Source organism: Psychrobacter frigidicola (assembly GCF_007997305.1).
Taxonomy (GTDB): Bacteria; Pseudomonadota; Gammaproteobacteria; order Pseudomonadales; family Moraxellaceae; genus Psychrobacter; species Psychrobacter frigidicola.
In genome coordinates this window covers 294,008-314,354 of record NZ_VORZ01000002.1, presented here as the reverse complement: position 1 = coordinate 314,354, position 20,347 = coordinate 294,008, and the positions used below count along the sequence as shown (strand labels likewise).

18 protein-coding genes, 4 tRNA genes and 1 pseudogene are annotated in these 20,347 nt (G+C 42.7%); 13 read left to right on the top strand and 10 right to left on the bottom strand.

Annotated elements, in window-relative coordinates; genetic code table 11:
• The first annotated feature begins 131 nt into the window (after nt 1-131).
• The 9 genes from lolB (at nt 132) to ES754_RS07915 (ending at nt 7,174) form a co-directional block, all read left to right on the top strand.
• Nucleotides 132-764 carry a lipoprotein insertase outer membrane protein LolB gene (gene lolB / locus ES754_RS07955; RefSeq protein WP_147223650.1) on the top strand — a complete coding sequence of 211 codons (633 nt, stop codon included), beginning with the start codon at nt 132-134 and terminating at the stop codon, nt 762-764.
• A gap of 65 nt (nt 765-829) precedes the next feature.
• On the top strand, nt 830-1,816 hold the full coding sequence (gene ispE / locus ES754_RS07950; RefSeq protein ID WP_147223649.1) for a 4-(cytidine 5'-diphospho)-2-C-methyl-D-erythritol kinase: 987 nt from the start codon (nt 830-832) through the stop codon (nt 1,814-1,816).
• 170 nt (nt 1,817-1,986) lie between these two features.
• Nucleotides 1,987-2,061: transfer RNA gene (locus ES754_RS07945), tRNA-Gln, on the top strand.
• 236 nt (nt 2,062-2,297) lie between these two features.
• Nucleotides 2,298-2,372 (top strand) — tRNA-Gln (locus tag ES754_RS07940).
• A 92-nt stretch (nt 2,373-2,464) separates the two neighbouring features.
• On the top strand, nt 2,465-3,412 hold the full coding sequence (locus tag ES754_RS07935; RefSeq protein ID WP_147223648.1) for a ribose-phosphate pyrophosphokinase: 948 nt from the start codon (nt 2,465-2,467) through the stop codon (nt 3,410-3,412).
• Nucleotides 3,413-3,833: 421 nt separating this feature from the next.
• On the top strand, nt 3,834-4,514 hold the full coding sequence (locus ES754_RS07930; RefSeq protein ID WP_147223647.1) for a 50S ribosomal protein L25/general stress protein Ctc: 681 nt from the start codon (nt 3,834-3,836) through the stop codon (nt 4,512-4,514).
• Between the two features lie 298 nt (nt 4,515-4,812).
• A complete protein-coding gene (pth, locus tag ES754_RS07925; RefSeq protein ID WP_147223646.1) occupies nt 4,813-5,394 on the top strand; it encodes an aminoacyl-tRNA hydrolase in 582 nt (193 codons plus the stop codon).
• A gap of 214 nt (nt 5,395-5,608) precedes the next feature.
• On the top strand, nt 5,609-5,989 hold the full coding sequence (gene panD / locus ES754_RS07920) for an aspartate 1-decarboxylase (RefSeq protein WP_147223645.1): 381 nt from the start codon (nt 5,609-5,611) through the stop codon (nt 5,987-5,989).
• A gap of 153 nt (nt 5,990-6,142) precedes the next feature.
• A complete protein-coding gene (locus tag ES754_RS07915; RefSeq protein ID WP_147223644.1) occupies nt 6,143-7,174 on the top strand; it encodes a calcium/sodium antiporter in 1,032 nt (343 codons plus the stop codon).
• Nucleotides 7,175-7,207: 33 nt separating this feature from the next.
• On the opposite strand, the gene ES754_RS07910 is transcribed toward ES754_RS07915, so the two are convergent.
• From ES754_RS07910 to ES754_RS07900, 3 genes are all read right to left on the bottom strand, one after another.
• The gene (locus tag ES754_RS07910; RefSeq protein ID WP_147223890.1) at nt 7,208-7,861 is read right to left on the bottom strand and encodes an RDD family protein; all 654 of its coding nucleotides are present in this window, start codon (nt 7,859-7,861) and stop codon (nt 7,208-7,210) included.
• Nucleotides 7,862-8,069: 208 nt separating this feature from the next.
• Nucleotides 8,070-8,146 (bottom strand) — tRNA-Arg (locus ES754_RS07905).
• A 186-nt stretch (nt 8,147-8,332) separates the two neighbouring features.
• Nucleotides 8,333-8,422, bottom strand: a tRNA-Ser gene (locus tag ES754_RS07900).
• A 390-nt stretch (nt 8,423-8,812) separates the two neighbouring features.
• Between ES754_RS07900 and ES754_RS07895 the strand changes: the two genes are divergently transcribed.
• Entirely contained in the window at nt 8,813-9,610 is a 798-nt protein-coding gene (locus tag ES754_RS07895; RefSeq protein WP_147223643.1) for a hydroxymethylpyrimidine/phosphomethylpyrimidine kinase, read from the top strand.
• Nucleotides 9,611-9,734: 124 nt separating this feature from the next.
• On the opposite strand, the gene ES754_RS07890 is transcribed toward ES754_RS07895, so the two are convergent.
• The 5 genes from ES754_RS07890 to ppx form a co-directional block, all read right to left on the bottom strand.
• Nucleotides 9,735-10,304, bottom strand: coding sequence for a YggT family protein (locus ES754_RS07890; protein ID WP_147223642.1), 570 nt, complete (start codon nt 10,302-10,304; stop codon nt 9,735-9,737).
• 75 nt (nt 10,305-10,379) lie between these two features.
• On the bottom strand, nt 10,380-11,222 hold the full coding sequence (proC, locus tag ES754_RS07885; protein ID WP_147223641.1) for a pyrroline-5-carboxylate reductase: 843 nt from the start codon (nt 11,220-11,222) through the stop codon (nt 10,380-10,382).
• Between the two features lie 151 nt (nt 11,223-11,373).
• A complete protein-coding gene (tilS, locus tag ES754_RS07880) occupies nt 11,374-12,960 on the bottom strand; it encodes a tRNA lysidine(34) synthetase TilS (RefSeq protein ID WP_227677878.1) in 1,587 nt (528 codons plus the stop codon).
• A 116-nt stretch (nt 12,961-13,076) separates the two neighbouring features.
• Nucleotides 13,077-13,880 carry an acetyl-CoA carboxylase carboxyltransferase subunit alpha gene (locus ES754_RS07875; RefSeq protein WP_147223640.1) on the bottom strand — a complete coding sequence of 268 codons (804 nt, stop codon included), beginning with the start codon at nt 13,878-13,880 and terminating at the stop codon, nt 13,077-13,079.
• A gap of 219 nt (nt 13,881-14,099) precedes the next feature.
• A complete protein-coding gene (ppx, locus tag ES754_RS07870; protein WP_147223639.1) occupies nt 14,100-15,629 on the bottom strand; it encodes an exopolyphosphatase in 1,530 nt (509 codons plus the stop codon).
• A gap of 447 nt (nt 15,630-16,076) precedes the next feature.
• On the opposite strand from ppx, the pseudogene ES754_RS07865 reads away from it, so the two are divergent.
• Nucleotides 16,077-16,420 (top strand): annotated as a pseudogene (locus tag ES754_RS07865) (Mpo1-like protein).
• A gap of 103 nt (nt 16,421-16,523) precedes the next feature.
• On the opposite strand, the gene hemL reads toward ES754_RS07865, so the two are convergent.
• Together hemL and ES754_RS07855 are read right to left on the bottom strand one after the other, a co-directional pair.
• Nucleotides 16,524-17,825 (bottom strand): glutamate-1-semialdehyde 2,1-aminomutase, encoded by a 1,302-nt coding sequence (gene hemL / locus ES754_RS07860; RefSeq protein ID WP_147223638.1) that lies wholly within the window; start codon nt 17,823-17,825, stop codon nt 16,524-16,526.
• A 166-nt stretch (nt 17,826-17,991) separates the two neighbouring features.
• Nucleotides 17,992-18,348, bottom strand: a complete 357-nt coding sequence (locus ES754_RS07855) for a zinc ribbon domain-containing protein YjdM (protein WP_147223637.1) — start codon at nt 18,346-18,348, stop codon at nt 17,992-17,994.
• A 335-nt stretch (nt 18,349-18,683) separates the two neighbouring features.
• Here ES754_RS07855 and ygfZ point away from each other — a divergent pair, with 335 nt between their 5' ends.
• Nucleotides 18,684-19,445, top strand: coding sequence for a CAF17-like 4Fe-4S cluster assembly/insertion protein YgfZ (gene ygfZ / locus ES754_RS07850; protein ID WP_147223636.1), 762 nt, complete (start codon nt 18,684-18,686; stop codon nt 19,443-19,445).
• Nucleotides 19,446-19,845: 400 nt separating this feature from the next.
• Nucleotides 19,846-20,049 (top strand): CsbD family protein, encoded by a 204-nt coding sequence (locus ES754_RS07845; RefSeq protein ID WP_147223635.1) that lies wholly within the window; start codon nt 19,846-19,848, stop codon nt 20,047-20,049.
• The last annotated feature ends 298 nt before the right edge of the window (nt 20,050-20,347 follow it).

Here is a 20,347-nt window from a genome sequence, read left to right as displayed (position 1 = left end):
TTCCTTAATTATACAAGCGTCTTATAATAAAAGAACAACAGGCCATAACTGAGTAACAAAAAACAGGTAAGCTTAGCGGTTCAAACTTAATCAATCAGAATTTTTAAATTTGCACCTCTTAAGGAAAAAATATGACAGCTTTAAACCCTACTCAGTATAAAACCACAAAATTAGCCACGTTTGGGGCGCTTACTGTCATGCTCGCGTTTACCGCAGGTTGTCAGTCGCTACCGGGCACCAATGCTACGACTAAGCCTACACCTACTATCCAAGCACAAAAACTTGATAACTTTAATATTAACGGCAAAATCGGCGTGACCATGCCAAAAAGCACGCCCGCAGATGCTGGTACTGATGGCGGTAGTGCCTTCTATGCCTGGGGCCAACAAAACGAGCGCTTTGCCATTGAATTGATTGGCGCGTTGGGCATTGGTAAGACCAATATCGAATATGACGGTCACACTGCAACTTTAGTCAGCGAAAAAACAGGCACCCTGACTGCCGATAATCCTGAAACCTTGCTACAAAAAGCAACCGGCTGGCAAGCGCCCATCTCTCAAATGCCCTATTGGATTTCTGGACGTTCCGCGCCCTCAGATACTGCGCCAAAAATGGATACTCAAGGTCGCCTCATCAGTTCCGTCAATGGCGCTTGGTCAGCAGATTTTACTTATAAAGGTAATGATAAGCTGCCCAATAAAATTAGTGCCGTACAGCCCCAAGGTCAAAAAGTAGTCATGACTATTAATCATCAAAATCGCTAAATGATTCGCTACCTTATGAGATGTGAGTGGCTTAAAAGACTGATTGCTTATAAAGAACGCTATTTATGACTGATAATAATGCTATTTTACACGCTGGAATTACCCGCTTTTCACCTGCAAAAATCAATCTGTTTTTGCACATTACCGGCCGACGTGCAGATGGTTATCATAACCTGCAAACGGTATTTCGTCTGCTGGATTGGGGCGATTATCTGCATTTCTTGCCGACAGAACGCATCACTTTATCAACACTATCATTCACCACTACTAATGCACTACAGCAAGCAGATGAACTGTGTATGCAGTTGGTCACGCTAACAGGTGCAAGTACGATTACTAGCCATCTGGCCGATAATTTAATCATTAAAGCCGCCCAAGCCTTATTAGCATCTGCGATATCGTTAAAGACGTTGCCTGCTCAGCTACAAAAAGTAAGCATCAGCTTGGACAAACATTTACCAATGGGAGCGGGCTTAGGCGGCGGATCCTCCAATGCGGCAACCACTCTACTTGTATTAAACGAGCTTTGGCAACTGGCCTTTAGCAATGTGCAACTACGCGCTATTGGCGCGACACTAGGCGCTGATGTTCCCATATTTATCTTTGGACAAGACGCGATTGCAATGGGTATAGGCGAACAGCTCACACCGATTGATCTACCTGACCAGCAGTATTTATTACTGACACCCAACGCCCATATCAATACCGCGCAGCTATTCGCACATCCAGAGTTGCGCCGTGATATGAAAACTTTGCCAGTAAATCATATTCAAGACCAATATGAACATTTTACTCAAGCCCTGTCTGCGCCTTATTGTAATGTCTTTACCCCCATAGTTAAGAATCTCGCCCCTGCTGTCGCTGAAGCCCTGCAATACTTACAGCGCTTAGAGCCGCAAGCAATCGCGGTTGCACGGATGACAGGGTCAGGTAGCGCAGTATTCTTACCTTTAGATGCGACCTTAGCTACCAACAAGAAACAACTAGCAGATTGGGTAGCAAACGCACCCTGCCCTGCGCATATCGTTAATAATTTACAGACTCCAATATGATGATTTATAGACAGTAATACAAAAAACTATCTAAATTGTGAGCAGCGGTAGGTTTGATGCCGTTAATTTGCTAGAATGGCGTCAGCATTTACTTATTATGAATAAAAGCCAGAAAAAGGCGCAAATGCCTTGCAATATTAAAATATTTATTTATAATAGGTCGCCACAATAGGGGTATAGCCAAGTTGGTAAGGCATCAGGTTTTGATCCTGACACCGTTGGTTCGAGTCCAGCTACCCCTACCATATTTTTAGTTTGCATTGCTTGTAGTGTGATTGTTTTTATTAAGATCGTATTATCGAACAGTCAGTTTTCTGATAGCAATTGTCAACACACTTCCTGCTTCGGTATAGTTCACAACGAATACCGTTAGAGAGCGTTATTTTTAGACGGTTTTACTGTTTTTAGATGGCTCAAAGCATAACAGCGACATCCTTATATTTTTTATCGAGTATGAGCGCTGCTATAGTCTAAACATTATAGGGGTATAGCCAAGTTGGTAAGGCATCAGGTTTTGATCCTGACACCGTTGGTTCGAGTCCAGCTACCCCTACCATTTTCTACGGTAATTTATTACACTTTTCTTAATTTGAGCAGTTTGACACTGCTTAGCGGTCGCTGCTTGAGTCACTCAATAGGACTTTAGTCATGCCTTATTTGGCGATATTTACGGGTACTGCCCATCCTGAATTAGCGAAAACCGTAGCCGAACACCTCCACATTCCTCTTGGTAAAGCTGACATAACGCGTTTTTCTGATGGCGAAATTGCTGTGGAAATCAAAGAACACGTGCGTGGTAAAGATGTGTTTATTATGCAGCCTACCTGTGCCCCGACCAATGACAACTTGATGGAAATCATGATGATGGCTGACGCTTTGCGTCGCTCTAGTGCTGGACGTATTACAGCTGTCATGCCCTACTTTGGTTATGCCCGTCAAGACCGCCGCCCACGTTCAGCTCGCGTGCCAATCTCTGCCAAAGTCGTCGCCGACATGCTCAATATTGTGAGCATCGATCGGGTTATGACGGTTGACTTGCACTCAGATCAGATTCAAGGCTTCTTTGATATTCCAGTTGATAATATCTATGCAACTCCTGTACTCCTTAATGACCTCAAAAAACATGATTACGATAACATCATGGTGGTATCACCTGACGTTGGCGGTGTCGTCCGTGCCCGTGCAATGGCTAAGCTACTAGGGGATACAGACTTAGCTATTATCGATAAACGCCGTGCGCGTGCCAATGAATCACAAGTGATGAATATCATCGGTGATGTCCGCGACCGCGATTGCGTGATTGTTGACGATATGGTGGATACTGCTGGTACATTATGCAAAGCTGCTCAAGCTCTAAAAGATAGTGGTGCACGCCGCGTACTGGCCTATATTACCCACCCTGTTTTATCGGGTAATGCCTTAAAAAATATTAGTGAATCCTCACTAGATGAAATCGTCGTCACCGATACCATTCCGTTATCAGATGCCGCCAAAGCCTGTACCAAAATTCGTCAAGTGTCTATCGCACCGATGCTCGCAGAAAGCCTACGCCGTATTAATAACGAAGAATCTATTAGCGCCATGTTTGATGCCTAACTGTTATTAGCATTCGCTGTTAAAACCTAGCATTAAGACCTAATATTAGTATTAAGGTCTTAATGCTAGGTTTTTTGTAAGCCTTTATTATTGCACCAAAAACACGTATAATGCGCGCCTATACTTACCATTTATTTTAATTGAATAAGCCAAGTATTATCAAAGGTGCTGAGCACGCTAAATAATCACGTCGTCACTGCTATTAATGTCAGTCATCATATTGATGTTTTTATGCTTATTTTTTCGTTGTTTTCATTTGGCAGAGATGGCTTTTATTATTAGTAATTATTTCTATTTACAGTTTATTGCTATCAATAATCTCTTACTATAAATAATCGCTATCATCATGCATTAGTGGATTGGTCGCAAATCCACTTTTTTACTATCAGACCCATCAATTATCTTTTATAGGATTAAATCTATGAGCATTGACCATTTTGCATTAAACGCAGTTGACCGTTCTGCTGAGCTTCAAGGTAAAGGTGCGAGCCGCCGCCTACGTAAGCAGAACCTAGTTCCTGCAATCATTTACGGTGGCAACGAAGCGCCAACGTCTATCTCTATCAAAATTAACGAGTTGGTAAAAGCGCTTGAACTTGAAGCCTTCTTCTCAAACATTTTGACCCTTACTGTTGACGGTGAAGAAATTCAAGCCGTTATCAAAGACCTACAGCGCCATCCTGCTAAAGGTTTTCCAATGCATGCCGACTTCCAGCGCATTGTGAAAGGTCAAAAAATCAATATGAATGTCCCTGTGCATTTCACTGGCCGTGAAGATGCGCCTGGTACTAAAAACGCTGGTATTCTATCTACACTAGTTTCTGACGTTGAAATCGTTTGCTTACCATCAGATCTACCTGAATACCTAGAAATAGACGTTTCTGGTATGGAAATCGGTGATCTATTCCGCTTATCAGATATCAAATTACCTGAAGGCGTCATCATCTTTGATCTTGATATGGAAGATGCGCACGATCGTACTATCGTTAACATGCAGCCACCAACGGTTGAAGAAGTTGACACAGATACTGAAGTTGAAGCTGTTGAAGTACCTGCTACTGCACAAACTGATAGTGCAGCTGAAGATAAAGACGACAAATAATAAGCAAATAGTATCCTGTTATCTGAGCGCTAATCGTGCTTGATATTCACACAATATCTGCTTAATATGAAGACGTATTTTGTATGACAAGATGCCAATGCAGCAGGGGATATATGTCTTCTGCTGTTTTTGTAAGTGCCTTTTGAGTTCGCATTGTTTGATAAATAATTGTCCAAACTATCAGGCTGTTTAAAACAATAGCTTGTTTAAAGAGTGTTCTATTTAATAGGAGAATGACCATTACTTATCAAACAATGTTATCCATACATGATTTATTGAAGAAAAATAGAGTACCCTCATGTCCATAAAACTTATCGTCGGTCTTGGTAATCCTGGCCAGGAATATATGCTTACGCGTCATAATGCGGGATTTTGGTTTGTACAGCATTTAGCGCAGCAGTTTAATATTACCCTCAGCCCTGACAAAAAATTTCATGGGGTGACTGGACGTGGACAGGTTCATGGGTCTGATGTGCGACTGTTATTACCACTGACTTTTATGAACAAGTCTGGTCAATCGGTCGTACCCATGGTTAATTTTTATAATATTGATAATGACCAGTTATTGATTGCTCATGATGAGCTTGATATTCCTGCTGGCAGCATTAAGCTTAAGACGGGCGGCGGTCATGGCGGTCATAATGGGTTACGTGATATTACCCCGCATATTGGCAATGATTTTCATCGTCTGCGCGTGGGTATTGGTCATCCAGGACATAAGTCTAAAGTCAGTGGTCATGTGCTCTCTAAAGCGTCACCGAATGATCAAATCGCTATAGACAGCGCGCTAACCGCTGCTTTTGAGGCACTACCGTTATTACTAGAGGGTAATGTTGAGCGCGCACGTGAGCGAATTAATGGCTTTAAACTACCCGACTGACACGGTATGATAACCCCTGTTTTACTGTTAAGTCTTTTTTTACTCAAAAATAGATCTTGATACTCCGCCTTAATACTAAAAGACACTAGCATCCTTAGGCATCTATCTCATGCTTGACGATTGAGCGCTTTGGTTGGCCTTTTATTTTTTATCTGTGTCCCCATTAATTTTTCAATTCAGTTACTTAATATCAGTTACGCTAAGGAAGCAATCTATGCTACTTAATATGCTTAAATGCAAGTTGCACCGTGCTCGCGTTACGCACGCTGAGCTCCATTACGAGGGTTCGTGTGGTATCGACGGTAATCTATTAGACCTTGCTGGTCTACGTGAAAACGAATCTATTGACATCTATAACGTCACTAACGGCAAGCGTTTTCGCACCTATGCTATTCGCGCGGAAGCCGGCTCTGGTATCATCTCGCTAAATGGCGCGGCAGCGCACATGGCCGACTTAGGTGATATTGTCATTATTTGCGCTTACGCCCATTTTGATGAAGCCGAAGCGAATACTTATATGCCAAAATTGGTCTATTGCAATGAAGACAATACCGTGAAAGACACTGCGAATATTATTCCAGTACAGGTCGCATAGCTTCGTCGTTGAATAGCTTTGCCGTTATTGTTCTCAACCAATAAAAATATGTCGTAATAAAAACTGAGGTCATATTGGCGCTCAGTTTTTTTATGTTTTTTAACATCGTGAACGAACAGGATGAACCGATTTTGTTAATGGAGCAACACTCTAATGGGATTGGCAGCCTTAGCAGTATTAATTGGTCTGGTAGTTTTAGTATGGAGCGCTGGTATTTTTATTGGTGGGGCTACCATACTAGCCAAAAAACTACGCGTGCCCAGCTTTTTGATTGGCTTAATTATATTAGGTTTAGGATCGTCAGCACCTGAGATGGTGGTATCCGTAATGGCAGCGCTACAAGGCAGCCCTGAGCTAGCACTGGGGAACGCCTATGGCTCGAATATTATTAATATTGCGCTGGTACTTGGCGCCACTGCTATTATTAGCCCGATTATCATCCACAAGAGTATTGTTAAGCGTGAGTTACCGATACTGGTACTTGTTACTGCTTTAGCGGCGTGGCAGCTGCGTGACGGGCTATTAAGCCAAACCGATGGCGCACTCTTATTAGGCGGGTTGGTAGTAGTGCTAGGCATTCAAATCATGCTGAGCCTTTGTGAAAATAGTCTTGAGCACAAGAACAATGAAAGTGAGAGCGATCTTGTTAAAAACGATGTCGTTATAGACACCCATTATGATAGCAAAGACTCAAAAGTACAGGCTGCGACAGAAACTAGCTTAGCAAATGGTATGGGCAGTTTATTTATTGGTATGTTTATGCTGATATTAAGCTCACAAGCTATTGTCTGGGGCGCGGTCGAGCTAGCAACTTTGTGGGGATTGAGTGAGCTGATTATAGGCTTAACCATTGTGTCAATTGGAACGTCATTGCCGGAGCTGGTCGCAAGCCTTGCAGCAGCACGTCGAGGCGAGCACGATATGGCGCTGGGCAATATCATTGGCTCAAATATTTTTAATACGTTGGGCGTGGTTGGACTAGCGGCGCTTATCGCCCCGATTACTGCCAATCCCATGATTCTATCGCGTGATATCTTGATGATAGGCGTATTGACGCTATTATTATTTGTGCTATGCATTTTTGCTTTTTTGAGCAAGCGCCGTTTTGGGCGTGCGTCTGGTATCGTGCTGGTGCTGTGCTTTGTCGGCTATACGTTGTGGCTTATGCAAACGATAAACCTCTAATCTGTTATTCTTACCCTATAGCTTTTTTATAATTTATTTTGATTTTTTACGGTTTCTAAAACCACGCCACAGCCCTTCTTGTTCTACTTTAGGCATCTTCAATGTAATGGTATTCGATAACATATCTTGTACCGCCAAGCCGCGACGATTAAACAGGCAGAAGACATAATTAAAGATAAATCCGAAAAATGCACTAAGCAGCATGACCGTACGTGAGCTGGCGATCAAGCTGCCGATAATACTGCATAATAATGGCATCAAACAGGCCGCTAAAATGCGCTTAAATGACTGTCCCCATGTGAGCAGATGACCGGCATTGTTGACCGTCTTTAGTCGCCATGTTTGCATACCTAACGTCTGACCACCACGACGCCAGAACATCCCATAAAAGCCCACCAATGTCAGTACAAACGAGGGCGTCATAATAAAGTTCTGATACCAGCGTGGCAACGACTGTGCCTGTGCAGAGTCTGTACCGGTCTGCATAGTGAGTAACGTGCCAATAACAGTCAGCACAGTCCCTACCAAGAACAGCAAGGCCAATATCAACATCCCATCATAGACAATAGCAATGACGCGTTCCATCGGATGCGCAATTGTAGGCTCTACACTTTCCGGACTACGTTGCGGTGGCGCTCTGCGCTGAGATTTAGACTTAACAGCCCTTTTTGGCGTACTTTTTGGCATAGTTTTCGACATGGTACGAGCTCATAGCAAGCAGTGGATAGTGCCGCTATTGTACCGTAATTTGGTAGCTTGTCGGATATTATCCTACCTAAGAGAATATTTGGACAATAAAAAGCTAAAGTAAGAAATTAGAAAGTAACAGACATAAAAAAACCGCCAAATTGTCATAAGACAGGCGATTGATTTAATATATAAGTGATAATGCAAATGGTGCGCCTGGAGAGATTCGAACTCCCGACCCCTTAGTTCGTAGCCAAGTGCTCTATCCAACTGAGCTACAGGCGCGTATTGCATATCATCTACTACGCAGTTAATAACTTTTGTAGTAAATTAGGTTGGTAATTATATAGATAATACAGCTGGTGTCAACCTGTTTTAGATATTAAAGTAAAATATTCTCTATTTTAAGCGCTAAACTCAGCTCTAACAACTATGATCTATATTATAAATCTAATAATAAACCGAATAAAATGGCGGTGAAGGAGGGATTCGAACCCTCGATACGCTTACACGTATGGTTCCTTAGCAGGGAACTGGTTTCAGCCACTCACCCACTTCACCGAACGAAGTAAGACTCTTTATATCATAAATGATTATGCTATAAAAAACGGTATCGATGCTAATGATACGTCTTATGTCGTGGGCGAGTAGTATACCAAAGTTAAAGCAAATAGCAAGCGCTACCAGCCATTCTCATCATTTTTTTAGCATAGTTTTGGCTATTTACTAGATTTAATTAACAAGTAAATTGTAACGATTGAATTACTAACCTTATTATGAGCTATTCTAAGCTCGATAAGCAGGGACGATTGCTTTATAGCTATGGCTTTTAAGGCGTAGGATGGCTATAGTCATGAGCGCTTATTAGGTATTAATAACAGTGTTATAACCTATAATCAATTTCATAATAAGCAATTCCATAATCATAATAAAAGATAACAAGGAGACGTTATGCGTCCAGTCGTGCTGTGTTTTTCAGGATTAGACCCGTCAGGTGGTGCAGGCTTACAAGCAGATATAGAGGCAATCGGTCAAGCAGGGGCGCATGCAACTGTTGCCTGTACGGCCATTACCGTACAAAGCTCGCAGCAAGTGTTCGGCTTTGAAGCCTGTGACGCTGAATTGGTAAAAGCTCAAGCCACAACAGTGCTGCCTGATTTACCTGTAAGCGTCATCAAATCCGGTATGCTTGGAACGACGGCCAACATCGCGATGTTAACACGTTTGTTTGCTGAGGAGACCATACCTAAAGGCACACCATTTGTGCTTGACCCCGTCTTGGTAGCTAATAGTGGCGGCAGTTTGGGGGATGAGCACACCTTAGTCACAGCGTTTAGAAAGTTGCTGCCTTATGCGACCTTAATTACTCCCAATACTCATGAGCTGCGGGCATTAAGTGGCGAACAAGATTTACATATTGGCGCGCAGAAATTATGGGCGCAAGGAACACAGGCAGTATTAGTCAAAACTTCACATGACTTTGATAGCGGTGATATTGAGCAGTATTTATATATCCAAGGCGAAATGGTACATAAAAGTACTTTGCCACGCTTAGACGGTGAGTTTCATGGTTCGGGCTGCTCACTTGCCAGCTTTATTGCTGGACGCTTAGCAGTCGGTGATGACTTGATTGCTGCCGTTATTAAAGCTGATAGTTGGATTACACAAACTTTGATTGCCGCTGATGTTCCACATCCTGAAGATGCTAGTGCACAGCTGATACCCAATCGCTTTGTAAAAATGAAATAAATTTAGGTTAATAGTGGTTATAAGTTTAAACCGTTTAAATCGAACATAAAAAAGACACGCTGTCATTAATGACAGCGTGTCTTTTTTATGTTCGATTTTCGTTAGAAACAATGTGCTTAATCGACTAGCCTAACATTGGCATAAAGCTTGATGCCAAACCACCGATGAAAATCTCAAGCAAGTAAAAGGCAAAGAATGCGACCATAGGTGACAAATCAAGCATACCTAGATTGGGTGTGATACGGCGGAACGGTGCCAAAATTGGCTCAGCAAGACGCATGATAATACCAACGATAGGGTGCACAGAGTTAGTGAACACCACAATCCAGCTGACAATGATGGAACCTATCACAAGGTAACGACACATCCGCAAAAAGTCTAAGACTAAGCTGACTGATCCAGTAAAAAACAAGGGAACAGGGGCAAGACCTTTATGCGTTAGTGCTGCCTTGCCAGCGATATCAATCAGCCGAATCAAAAACATCAGCACTATCGCTGCAATACTGATACGCCCTTGGCCAACGGTTGGGAAAATACGTCCAAACACATCGACAATATGGGTAGCTCTGTAAGCCGGAGCAATCATAGGGTCGCGTGCGTCCATCCCTGCAAACTGTAGCATAAAACGGATGAACACCAGCAGCATGGCAAAGGTGGTGACCAAATCAAAAATTTGTAATAACATATTGTTCATGAAGCGCTACTCAATGTGCCTGTGGTTGAATGTGCTAGTCGTTAAAAGGTTCTAATGGTTCAATGTGCTAGACGTTTATTTCATTTCTTCGCTAAGCGCTTGGCTGCGGTCGTAACATGCTTGCATGGCTTCCGCAATTTGATGACCAATCTCGTTACCTTGCATCGATTCAATAGCTGCTTGGGTTGTGCCATTAGGAGAGGTGACTTTACGGCGTAGTTCAGCCGGACTATTATTACTACCGATAGCCATGGTTGCCGCGCCCAAAACGGTTTGCATAGCCAACGCTGATGCTTGTTCTTTATCTAACCCTAAGGCGACTGCCCCATCAACCATTGACTCGATAAAGTAAAATACATACGCTGGCGCAGAGCCAGAAACGGCCGTTACCGCATGCATCTGTGCTTCCTCTTCAACCCACATGACTAAACCAGAAGCGGCCATTACGGCGGTTGCTAATTGCTTTTGGGCTTCAGTGATATCTTTAGTGCCATATAGACCAGCTGCGCCCATCTGTATCTTGGAAGGCGTATTAGGCATCGCACGCACAATATTGCGATAGCCGCCGAGCATATCGGATAATAAGTCTGTCGATAAACCTGCTGCTACTGAGATGACCAGCTGACTGTCTAGCGCATCAGCAAACTCACTGACTACTGCTTTCATCACTTGTGGCTTGACCGCAAGAATAACCACATCAGCATCAACAACAGCCGCTTTAGGATCAGAGGTTGCATCAACAGTATTCATATGTTGATTATTGAACTGCTGGCGCGTCTCTACACTAGGCGCTGATACAGTAATCAGATCAGGCTTAACACCGCAAGCAATCAGCCCACTAATCAAGGCTTGCGCCATATTACCGCCACCAATAAAACTTATTTTTTTATTATCTAACGCACTGTTAAATGTTGTCATTTTTATCTCCTAATTACCGTTCCCCATTGACAAATCCCAAGGTTTTTAACGTTAGTTAATGAGATTTAAAAGGAAACTCAGTCTATCATACTGCCACTTTATCGTTTGATAAATTAATGACGCTCACTTTATATATTAAAAGATAGTAGGCTTAATTTGAGCCGCATTGATGAATTTGTAGAATGTTGCTGAAACCGCTATCTAATAGGTGACTTGTTATATCTGCCTCAGACTTATTAAATCCTAAAATCCAGCTATCAAATGGTGATAATAATAATAAAGGTAACTCCTCATCGCTATTAAGCACCACGCTAACCACCACCAAACTATCACGCAACCAAACGGGTATTCCTAGCGTTTGCATGAGCTTTTTACCTGCTTGTGGACGAGTAGCAAAGGTCGTCTGTACGCGTTGATGCCTATCTAATGGCGCAATTTTTAAAATAATACTAGCTTCATTATTTATTAAAGCGATGCTGTTTGATGATGAATCTTCATGTAAATGATACTGTTTTAATAAGCGCGCTATATTATCTTGCGTAAATTGTAATTGCCAAATGCTGTACACGTTCGACCGTAGCGTAATTGTCTCTGAGTTTTTACGAGGGGAAATGATCGACATTAACTCTAACGTTTGCTCAGAAATTGGTAGCGTTAACCACTCTACAAAAGAGTGACTCAGACGAGAGAGCTGCTGATGATAGCGGCGGATACTATAGGTTTCGGCATTGGCATGCCAATCAAGCTCAGTTTTATGATTATGGTCATGACGTTGGCTCAAACCCAACACATCATCAACTAATTGCTTCGATGGTGGTAATGGCTCATCTTGCGCCAGCCAAGAATGCAACAGTTGCCGTTGCCGATAAAGAGGTAAAGTCTGCATCTCATCAATGCTAAGCACCCGTTGCGCAGGTGGATAGCTTAGGAATTCAACAGCACTCTTCTGCAAGTCTTGCTCAGCCTGCGCATGAACAATCGCTTGCGCGTCGCTAAGTAGCTGCCCACTACGAGCAATATTATTAATAACGTTTGGGTTATAAGTGGCTAAAGCTGGCATGATATCTCGGCGCAAGCCACTACGCACATTATCGCCGCTCTCATTGGTAGGATCATCAATATAAGGCAGTTTGAGTTGCTCAGCATAGGCGGTAATTGCTGTACGGGTTACGGTAAGCCATGGCCGCCATAAACTATTGCGCCGCGTTCCATTTGACTGCTCACGCCATGCTTGCATACCGGATAAGCCCTTAACCCCCGCGCCTTGAATCAAACGCATAAGCACCGTCTCAGCTTGGTCATCGGCATGATGGGCTAATAATAAAACATCGTCTTGATTAATATACGCGAGCATCACCCGATAACGCGCCTGCCGGGCTGCTTGCTCGTCGTGTCCATTGACCGTTGCTCGTAAAATATAACACGGCATCTGCTGAGCTTGTGCCCATGTGGCAACATGCTGCGCCCAGTAATCACTATCTGCTTGCAGACCATGATTGACATGTAATAGTTGCGGTAAAAATGGTAGTCTTCCTTGCCGATATAACTGCAAACATAAGGCAGCTAATGCCAATGAGTCGCGCCCACCACTACACGCCAGCCAAATACGACGACCGTGAAGCTGTTCGTGATACTCAGCAACACTTGCTAATAAAGTGTTTTCAAGTTGATTATCTATTGAGGATATATCTAATATGGGAACAATAGGATATTGGCGAATGGCTTTACTGGTTATCATTAGCTATGAGTCACCTTAAAATTAAGCTACAAAAAAACGTGCCACAAAGTAGCACGTCCGTTATTGTGTCGTCTGTAATATTTAAAACTGAAAGTAAAATAACCGCTATTAAATGATTAGCAAGGCAGCATTACGTTTGAGTTAAAGGTTTTAAGCTTCGCATAACGCTGCTCACAGCGAGGCTCTGCATCCATATCTTGCAACTCGTCTAACTGCTCAATAAGCAATGCTTTAAGGGAGTTCATGACCGGCTGTGGATGAATATGTGCCCCCTCACCTTCTTCGATAACGGCATCAATCAAGCCCATTTGATATAGATTATCCGCATTTAATTTGAGCGCTTCACTAGCATCTTGCGCTTTGTCAGCCGTTTTCCATAGAATTGAGGCACAGCCTTCAGGAGAGATAACTGAATAGATGCTGTTTTGTAGCATATTTACTTTATCGCCAACACCAATTGCCAATGCGCCACCTGAACCGCCCTCACCAATAATAGTGACAATAATAGGCACTTTTAGACTGGAAAACACAGCGATACTTTCCGCGATAGCTTGCGCTTGTCCACGCTCTTCAGCACCAATACCAGGATAGGCACCTTGGGTATCGACAAAGGTCATGACTGGAATGTTAAAGCGTTCTGCCATTTTTACCAAGCGAATGACTTTACGATAGCCTTCAGGATTTGCCATACCGAAGTTATGGGCGATACGCTCGCGCGTACTGCGACCACGATGTTGGCCAACGACCATAACAGGCTTGCCATCTAAACGTGCTAAGCCGCCAATAATGGCTTTATCATCAGCATAAGCGCGGTCGCCGTGCAGCGCATCAAACTCCGTAAACAGCTGATTGATATAATCCATAAATAATGGACGCTTGGCATGACGTGCTAGCTGAACGCTATCCCAGACGGTGCTCATAGACTTATCCTTTTTGTCATTTTATAAGGTGTTATCAGACATATTCTAAATATCAAGACAGTACAGATGTAAACTCAATAAAAGCTATAGTAGCACAGTTAATATGCCATGACATTACTGACAATGATGCTTTTGTAAGGCTTTTAGAAGTCTAAATAATAGCGCAAGCGCAATACTATAAGTAGAAGTTATTAACAATAATAATGCCAAAATGTACGCTTATTTGGCTTCAATCACGCTGAGCTTTACACCCCACTTTGCAAACTGCTCAATTTCAGCGCAAAGATCAGAATATAAAAACGCATAGTGCTGTTTGTCAGTACTCACCGTAATTTGCCAGCAGTTAGTATCTGTGACGACCAGCTGCATCTGAGGCAGCTCATGTTCACTACGGCTATGATGAGCCAATACGGCAAGTCTTAGTAACAAGCACAAATAGACCAGTTGATCACCACCAAGAGTGCACGTTTGCTCAAGCATTTCGCATTTTAACTTGCGCCTATGGCTTAGCATCAATTGTGCCATACGCTTTTGATCCACTTGTGAAAAACCAGGAATGTCTGAGTTCCCAAGCAGATAAGCACTGTGGCGATGGTAGTTGCTGTGACTGATTGCAAGTCCGATCTCATGTAAGTAGGCGGCACGTCTCAATACATCCGCATCATCAGTGGTTAACTGTAAGTCATTTTGGACTTGCTTCAATAAATGGCGGCTGGTTCTGACCACTTGGCGGGCTTGTTTTTTGTCTACAGAATAGCGTTTAATAAGTGCCAACACACTACGGTCACGCACGTCTTCACTGGCAAAACGCCCGAGCATATCGTACATAACGCCTTCACGTAGCGCCCCATCAGAGTAAACAATCGTCTCCACACCAAGTACTTTCATGGTGGCAAGCAATACGGCAACGCCTGCTGGAAAAACGGCCTTACGGTGTTCTTTAACGCCTTCTAGCTCAATATCATCGACGTTACCGATTTTTACTAATAAGCTCTCTAACTTTTTAATACCTTGATAAGTAATGCGCTCCTGCGCATCGGCCCAGCCTTTAGAAACCAGCACGTTTTTGACCGCTTTAATCGTACCGCTGGAGCCGACAACACTGCTCCAGCCAGCCTTTTGATATTGACCGCTAATACCTAATACTTGTTTACGTGCAGCCGCAATAGCCTCATTAAAAGCAGTTTCAGTAATCTGACCATCAGCAAAAAATAACTGAGTAAAGGCGACACAGCCCATCTGTAAACTTTCGGTCAATAACGGATCAAAACCTTGGCCAATGATAAATTCAGTTGAACCACCACCAATATCAATCACCAAACGCTTGTCACTACTGGCATTGGTATGCGAGACCCCCAAATAAATCAGCCGCGCCTCTTCTCGTCCAGCGATGACTTCAATCGGCTTGGGCAAAATCTTATTAGCGCGTTCTATAAAGTCATTGGCGTTTTTGGCTTGGCGCAGCGCATTGGTTGCCACGATACGGATACGCTCAGGCGCTACCGAATCAAGACGAGCCACAAAACGGCTCAGGCACTCAAGTCCACGGCGCTCAGCAGCAGCACCCAAGATATTATGCTCATCTAACCCTGCTGCTAGTTGTACCTTTTCGGACATCGACGTTACTTTTCGTACCTCGCCATGATCTAGGCGGGCAATGGCCAAATGAAAACTGTTCGAGCCAATGTCAATGGCAGCAATCAGTTCATCATCGTCAAGCAGCGGATTTGTAAGAGTGTTATTGAGCATAGGAAAAATAGTTACCACGTTGGATAAGTGAGGAGGATAAGAAGAACAAAGAACCGTCAGCGCTATGTATGATCGGTAGATGTCGCCATTAAAGCATTTATGTCAAATACTGGCAAGCAACACGTCTTAGTTATCCTGTGCCCATGAGAATATAAGCAAAACAATGGAGATTGAGGTCAGTAAATGTCTGTATATGCTATAGCAATTTTGGCTTCTTCCCAACCAGAAATACTCTAAGCAATAACAAGCACTTACCAATTACAGTTTAAGACTCTTATATGTTGATAACTATCAAAGCAGTAATCATCAGAACATTATTTAGTAGAACAACTAGCAAAGGACGCTATTAATATGAATCATTCTAACCTCTACTCCAGCAAAAAAACTGAACTCCAAACGCAAGCTGCCGCTAATGACAAGGTAGGATTAAACGCCAAAGCTAATAGTATAAAAACAGCCAAACCAGTTAACAATGAGTCATCTAAAGAAAGCTTCTACGATTTTTATTTAGCTGAGCACAACAATATTAATTGTCGCCGCCTACATTTTGCGGGCAGTAGTTTTGGTTTATTAGGCATCGCTATTTCTATTAAAACTCGTTCTGCAAACCATTATTGACAGGCATTGCCGCGGATTATACTTGCGCATAGGTCGGGCACTTTTTCTTTGAACATAATAAGCCCGCGACTTTTAAATACCCACTGCAAAGTTTCGTTAGTGATTTGCGCATGTATGACGACGTGCTGCGCGGCAATCTCAGTTTAAGAGATCACAAGTTCGATAAAACATAGCAATAAAAAAAACCAGCATCGTCTATGATGCTGGTTTTTTATGTCATTGATATGACATCACTATAAAAACGGTCGTTGATGAGTCAAAGTTTGCTCTCGCAACTTAGGCTGTTGCCATTTCTGCAAAGATTTCATTAGCAGCTTTAATTGAAATGTCCAAATCTGCAACGCTGTGCTTAATCGACATAAAGCCCGCTTCATAAGCCGATGGCGCAAGATAAATACCGCGATCTAGCATGCCATGGAAAAAGGTATTGAAGGCTGCGATATCGCAATGCGTCACATCATCAAAGTCATGCGGCGTGAGGGTATCGTTATCTTTGACGAAGAACATACCAAACATGCCACCAAGCTTATTGCTACGTAAATGGATACCGTGATTATTAGCAGCGGCTTGGATGCCATCAATGAGATAGTCAACCTTAGCGGACAGCTCATCGTAAAAGCCATCAACCGTTAAATCTTCAAACATCGCAATACCGGCGCGCATCGCAAGCGGATTACCTGATAAAGTACCTGCTTGATACACACCGCCGAGTGGGGCGATGCATGACATGATCTCTTTTTTACCGCCAAATGCGCCCACTGGCAAGCCTGCACCAATGATTTTACCAAAACACGTTAAATCAGGCTCAATATCAAAGTGTGTTTGCGCGCCACCAAGTCCCACTCGAAAGCCAGTCATCACTTCATCAAAAATAAGCACTGCGCCATGTTCAGTACACTGGGCACGCAAGGTATCATGAAATACTTGATCTGGGATAATCATATTCATGTTACCAGCGATAGGCTCGACGATAACGCAGGCAATAGTATCACCCCATTTCTCAAAGCAATCTTTAATCGCTTGCGGGTCATTATAAGGTAGGGTAATTGTATGCTTGGCAAAGTCTGCTGGCACACCTTTTGACGTGGGCTCACCAATATCGAGCATGCCTGAGCCAGCTTTTACGAGCAAGCTATCTGAGTGACCGTGGTAACAGCCTTCGAATTTGACGATATTGTCACGCTCAGTAAATCCGCGCGCCAAACGAATCGCACTCATCGTCGCTTCAGTACCGGAGCTGGTCATGCGGATCATCTCAACGCTTGGCACAAGCTCGCAAATCTTATCGGCAACCGTAGTCTCAAACGGCGTTGGCGTACCAAAACTTAAGCCATCATCAGCCGCTTTTTTGACCGCATCAATGACCTTTGGATGCGCATGTCCCAAAATCATTGGACCCCACGAACCAACGTAATCGATATAAGCATTGTCTTCGGTATCATAAATCTTGCTACCATTCGCACGGTGCATAAATACCGGTGTACCGCCAACCCCTGCAAAGGCACGAACGGGAGAGTTCACACCGCCCGGAATATGCTTGCGTGCTTGAGCAAAGAGTTGTTCGTTTTTAGTACTCATAACTGTTCTCTATTATTATATTGTCTTTATTATTAAGTCGAAAGTTGGTTCTTTCACGAAAACCAAGCATCAAAGGCTTATTCATACAGTAGCTGTCTGGAATTAATAGCTATCTGTGAGCACTTAAACGATTGGCTTTATGGCAAGCCGCTTTGGACTGTCTTTGTTAGGCTTTTTTAACCACTGAGGACTTAAGCTTCATAGGACCAAAGCCGTCAAGCCTACAGTCAATATCATGACCATCAGAGGCATCAGGTAATAGACGAATACTTTTTGCCTTAGTACCCACTTTAATGATAATTGACGAGCCTTTCACTTTTAGATCTTTAATGACAGTGACCGCATCGCCATCTTGTAACTCATTACCAACTGCATCACGGATAACGCTATCTTCCTCAGCTGCATTTTGTGCCGAATCGGTCTCTGCTGCTGTCCATTCATGGGCACACATCGGACATACCAATAGTGCACCGTCTTCGTAAGTATAACTTTCAGCACATTTTGGGCAATTGGGTAAACTCATAATATCCTCGTCAGCCATCATAAATTAGGTTTATTCTACAGCTAACATTGTACCTTAAGTGATGTATTTTAACCAATCTGCTCGGCTACCCGCTAAACACTGCGCCTAATTTAAACACTAAATCATAGTGATAAGTGATGCGCTTTTTGTGCGCCCGTTTTTTGTGCTACTCTTCTGCACACCCATTAATTTTAAATGAGCGTGGCTCTCAGTAATTAGCTCTTAGTAATAGAGTATGCAAAATACTACTTTAAAAATCTTATCTATATACTTGATAATAATACTCAATAGTAATCACGCCTATTTCATCATTTCTCATAACAAGGATAATAATAATGACGCAATCTTCAAGCCAACTGCTACTGCTGCAGTTTGTCCAGCTTACCATTCAAGGCATTGATGCCGAAAAATTCCTACAAGGTCAATTAACTTGTGATGTGACAAAACTTGGCCTCAGCTATCAAGCCGCCGCTATCGGTAACTTAAAAGGCCGGATAGAGTTTGGTATTTGGATTAAAAAACAAGCCGAACAGCATTATGATGTGGTCATCAGCGCAGATTGTGCTGACGCTTTAAAAGCGCATTTGAATAAGTACGGCGCATTTTCAAAGTTTGAAACCAGTTCACCAATCGCTATTTATCCGTGCGTACTTGACGATATGCCGACCTTTAGCCATAAGGATACGCACAATACACCAGAAGATGCTCAGGCGTGGATGCAATGTAGTATCGCCACCGGTAACTACTGGATAATAAGTGAAACCCAAGGCGAATTTCAGCCCCAAGAGCTGCGTCTACATCAACGCGGTGGCATGGACTACGATAAAGGTTGCTATTTAGGCCAAGAAGTTATCGCGCGTATTTACTTTAAATCGGCACCCAAGGCCTTTTTGCATCATGTACAAGGCTCAGGCGAGATACCAGCAGCTGGAGATAAATTAGGCAAAATTCAAGTGGTCAATGCAGTTGCCAGTAGCCTAGCTGCCCAAGGCTTTGAAGCGTTGGTAGTGGCGCGTCCAGAACATCTTTCTGAAAGCGATTTGAAAATAATAGATTTACCAGCAGCCCTACAAGCCGATGTGGCCCGTCCTAAATAGGAAAGTGCTTATATAAACAGCGAGATTTTGCTTTCTTAATTTATTCGCTAACATTCTTACTCACACTTATAATATCAATGTTTTTTTACATAGAATTTTTCAGAAAGCTTGTCTTTAGCATTACGTATCGCAGCAATAATCTACGCTATCTACAACATAAATTGCGCAGCTATAACATTCGTGCGGTATTTACTATAATAAAGCAACACTATAAACATCGGTTATACAGACAACAGAGTTTGATTTGCCTATATTAGTTATCACAGGTTAGCCACTGACTAACTTTTGAACTTCAAGAAAATAACTAATAATATTTTAGGTACTAAAGCGTTTATATTTTGACTATAAGACATATTTTAATAATGAGTCAAAATACGCTCTCACTAAAAAGGAAAAAATTATGAATAAGCATACTATTAAAGGTGATTGGAACCAACTTAAAGGTTCAGCTAAACAGAAGTGGGCAGACCTAACTGACGATGATTTACTACATGTTGAAGGTAGCCGAGACAAGTTAGTTGGTAAGGTGCAAGAACGTTATGGTCACAGTAAAGATGACGCTGAGCGTGCAGTAGACGAGTGGCAAAATGAGCATGACAAGTAAGCAGCTTTAAAGACTCAATTAATAATATATAATTCCGAAAACCGCATTGAGATTTCATGCGGTTTTTTATTGCGTAGAAGAAAAGACTTTGCTGATGGCATATAGTACTTCCACAGCGCCTACAGTTCTGTGCAATATTATCTGTATGGTACGAAACATTAATAACCAGACACGATAAAGCCGCATAGCAATTAATTGTTATGCGGCTTCATGGTTAACTATCCATGTTACTTATCACAACTGTTATCTATACATCCTTGCAAGATACGCAGTATGGTGTGATAAGTGGGCGTCCTGC

What these genes read in the sequence shown, in the direction of transcription:
- lolB (WP_147223650.1), top strand. Translation starts at nt 132, where the DNA reads ATGACAGCTTTAAACCCTACTCAGTATAAAACCACAAAATTAGCCACG.
- ispE (WP_147223649.1), top strand. Translation starts at nt 830, where the DNA reads ATGACTGATAATAATGCTATTTTACACGCTGGAATTACCCGCTTTTCA.
- ES754_RS07935 (WP_147223648.1), top strand. Translation starts at nt 2,465, where the DNA reads ATGCCTTATTTGGCGATATTTACGGGTACTGCCCATCCTGAATTAGCG.
- ES754_RS07930 (WP_147223647.1), top strand. Translation starts at nt 3,834, where the DNA reads ATGAGCATTGACCATTTTGCATTAAACGCAGTTGACCGTTCTGCTGAG.
- pth (WP_147223646.1), top strand. Translation starts at nt 4,813, where the DNA reads ATGTCCATAAAACTTATCGTCGGTCTTGGTAATCCTGGCCAGGAATAT.
- panD (WP_147223645.1), top strand. Translation starts at nt 5,609, where the DNA reads ATGCTACTTAATATGCTTAAATGCAAGTTGCACCGTGCTCGCGTTACG.
- ES754_RS07915 (WP_147223644.1), top strand. Translation starts at nt 6,143, where the DNA reads ATGGGATTGGCAGCCTTAGCAGTATTAATTGGTCTGGTAGTTTTAGTA.
- ES754_RS07910 (WP_147223890.1), bottom strand. Translation starts at nt 7,861, where the DNA reads ATGCCAAAAAGTACGCCAAAAAGGGCTGTTAAGTCTAAATCTCAGCGC.
- ES754_RS07895 (WP_147223643.1), top strand. Translation starts at nt 8,813, where the DNA reads ATGCGTCCAGTCGTGCTGTGTTTTTCAGGATTAGACCCGTCAGGTGGT.
- ES754_RS07890 (WP_147223642.1), bottom strand. Translation starts at nt 10,304, where the DNA reads ATGAACAATATGTTATTACAAATTTTTGATTTGGTCACCACCTTTGCC.
- proC (WP_147223641.1), bottom strand. Translation starts at nt 11,222, where the DNA reads ATGACAACATTTAACAGTGCGTTAGATAATAAAAAAATAAGTTTTATT.
- tilS (WP_227677878.1), bottom strand. Translation starts at nt 12,960, where the DNA reads ATGATAACCAGTAAAGCCATTCGCCAATATCCTATTGTTCCCATATTA.
- ES754_RS07875 (WP_147223640.1), bottom strand. Translation starts at nt 13,880, where the DNA reads ATGAGCACCGTCTGGGATAGCGTTCAGCTAGCACGTCATGCCAAGCGT.
- ppx (WP_147223639.1), bottom strand. Translation starts at nt 15,629, where the DNA reads ATGCTCAATAACACTCTTACAAATCCGCTGCTTGACGATGATGAACTG.
- hemL (WP_147223638.1), bottom strand. Translation starts at nt 17,825, where the DNA reads ATGAGTACTAAAAACGAACAACTCTTTGCTCAAGCACGCAAGCATATT.
- ES754_RS07855 (WP_147223637.1), bottom strand. Translation starts at nt 18,348, where the DNA reads ATGAGTTTACCCAATTGCCCAAAATGTGCTGAAAGTTATACTTACGAA.
- ygfZ (WP_147223636.1), top strand. Translation starts at nt 18,684, where the DNA reads ATGACGCAATCTTCAAGCCAACTGCTACTGCTGCAGTTTGTCCAGCTT.
- ES754_RS07845 (WP_147223635.1), top strand. Translation starts at nt 19,846, where the DNA reads ATGAATAAGCATACTATTAAAGGTGATTGGAACCAACTTAAAGGTTCA.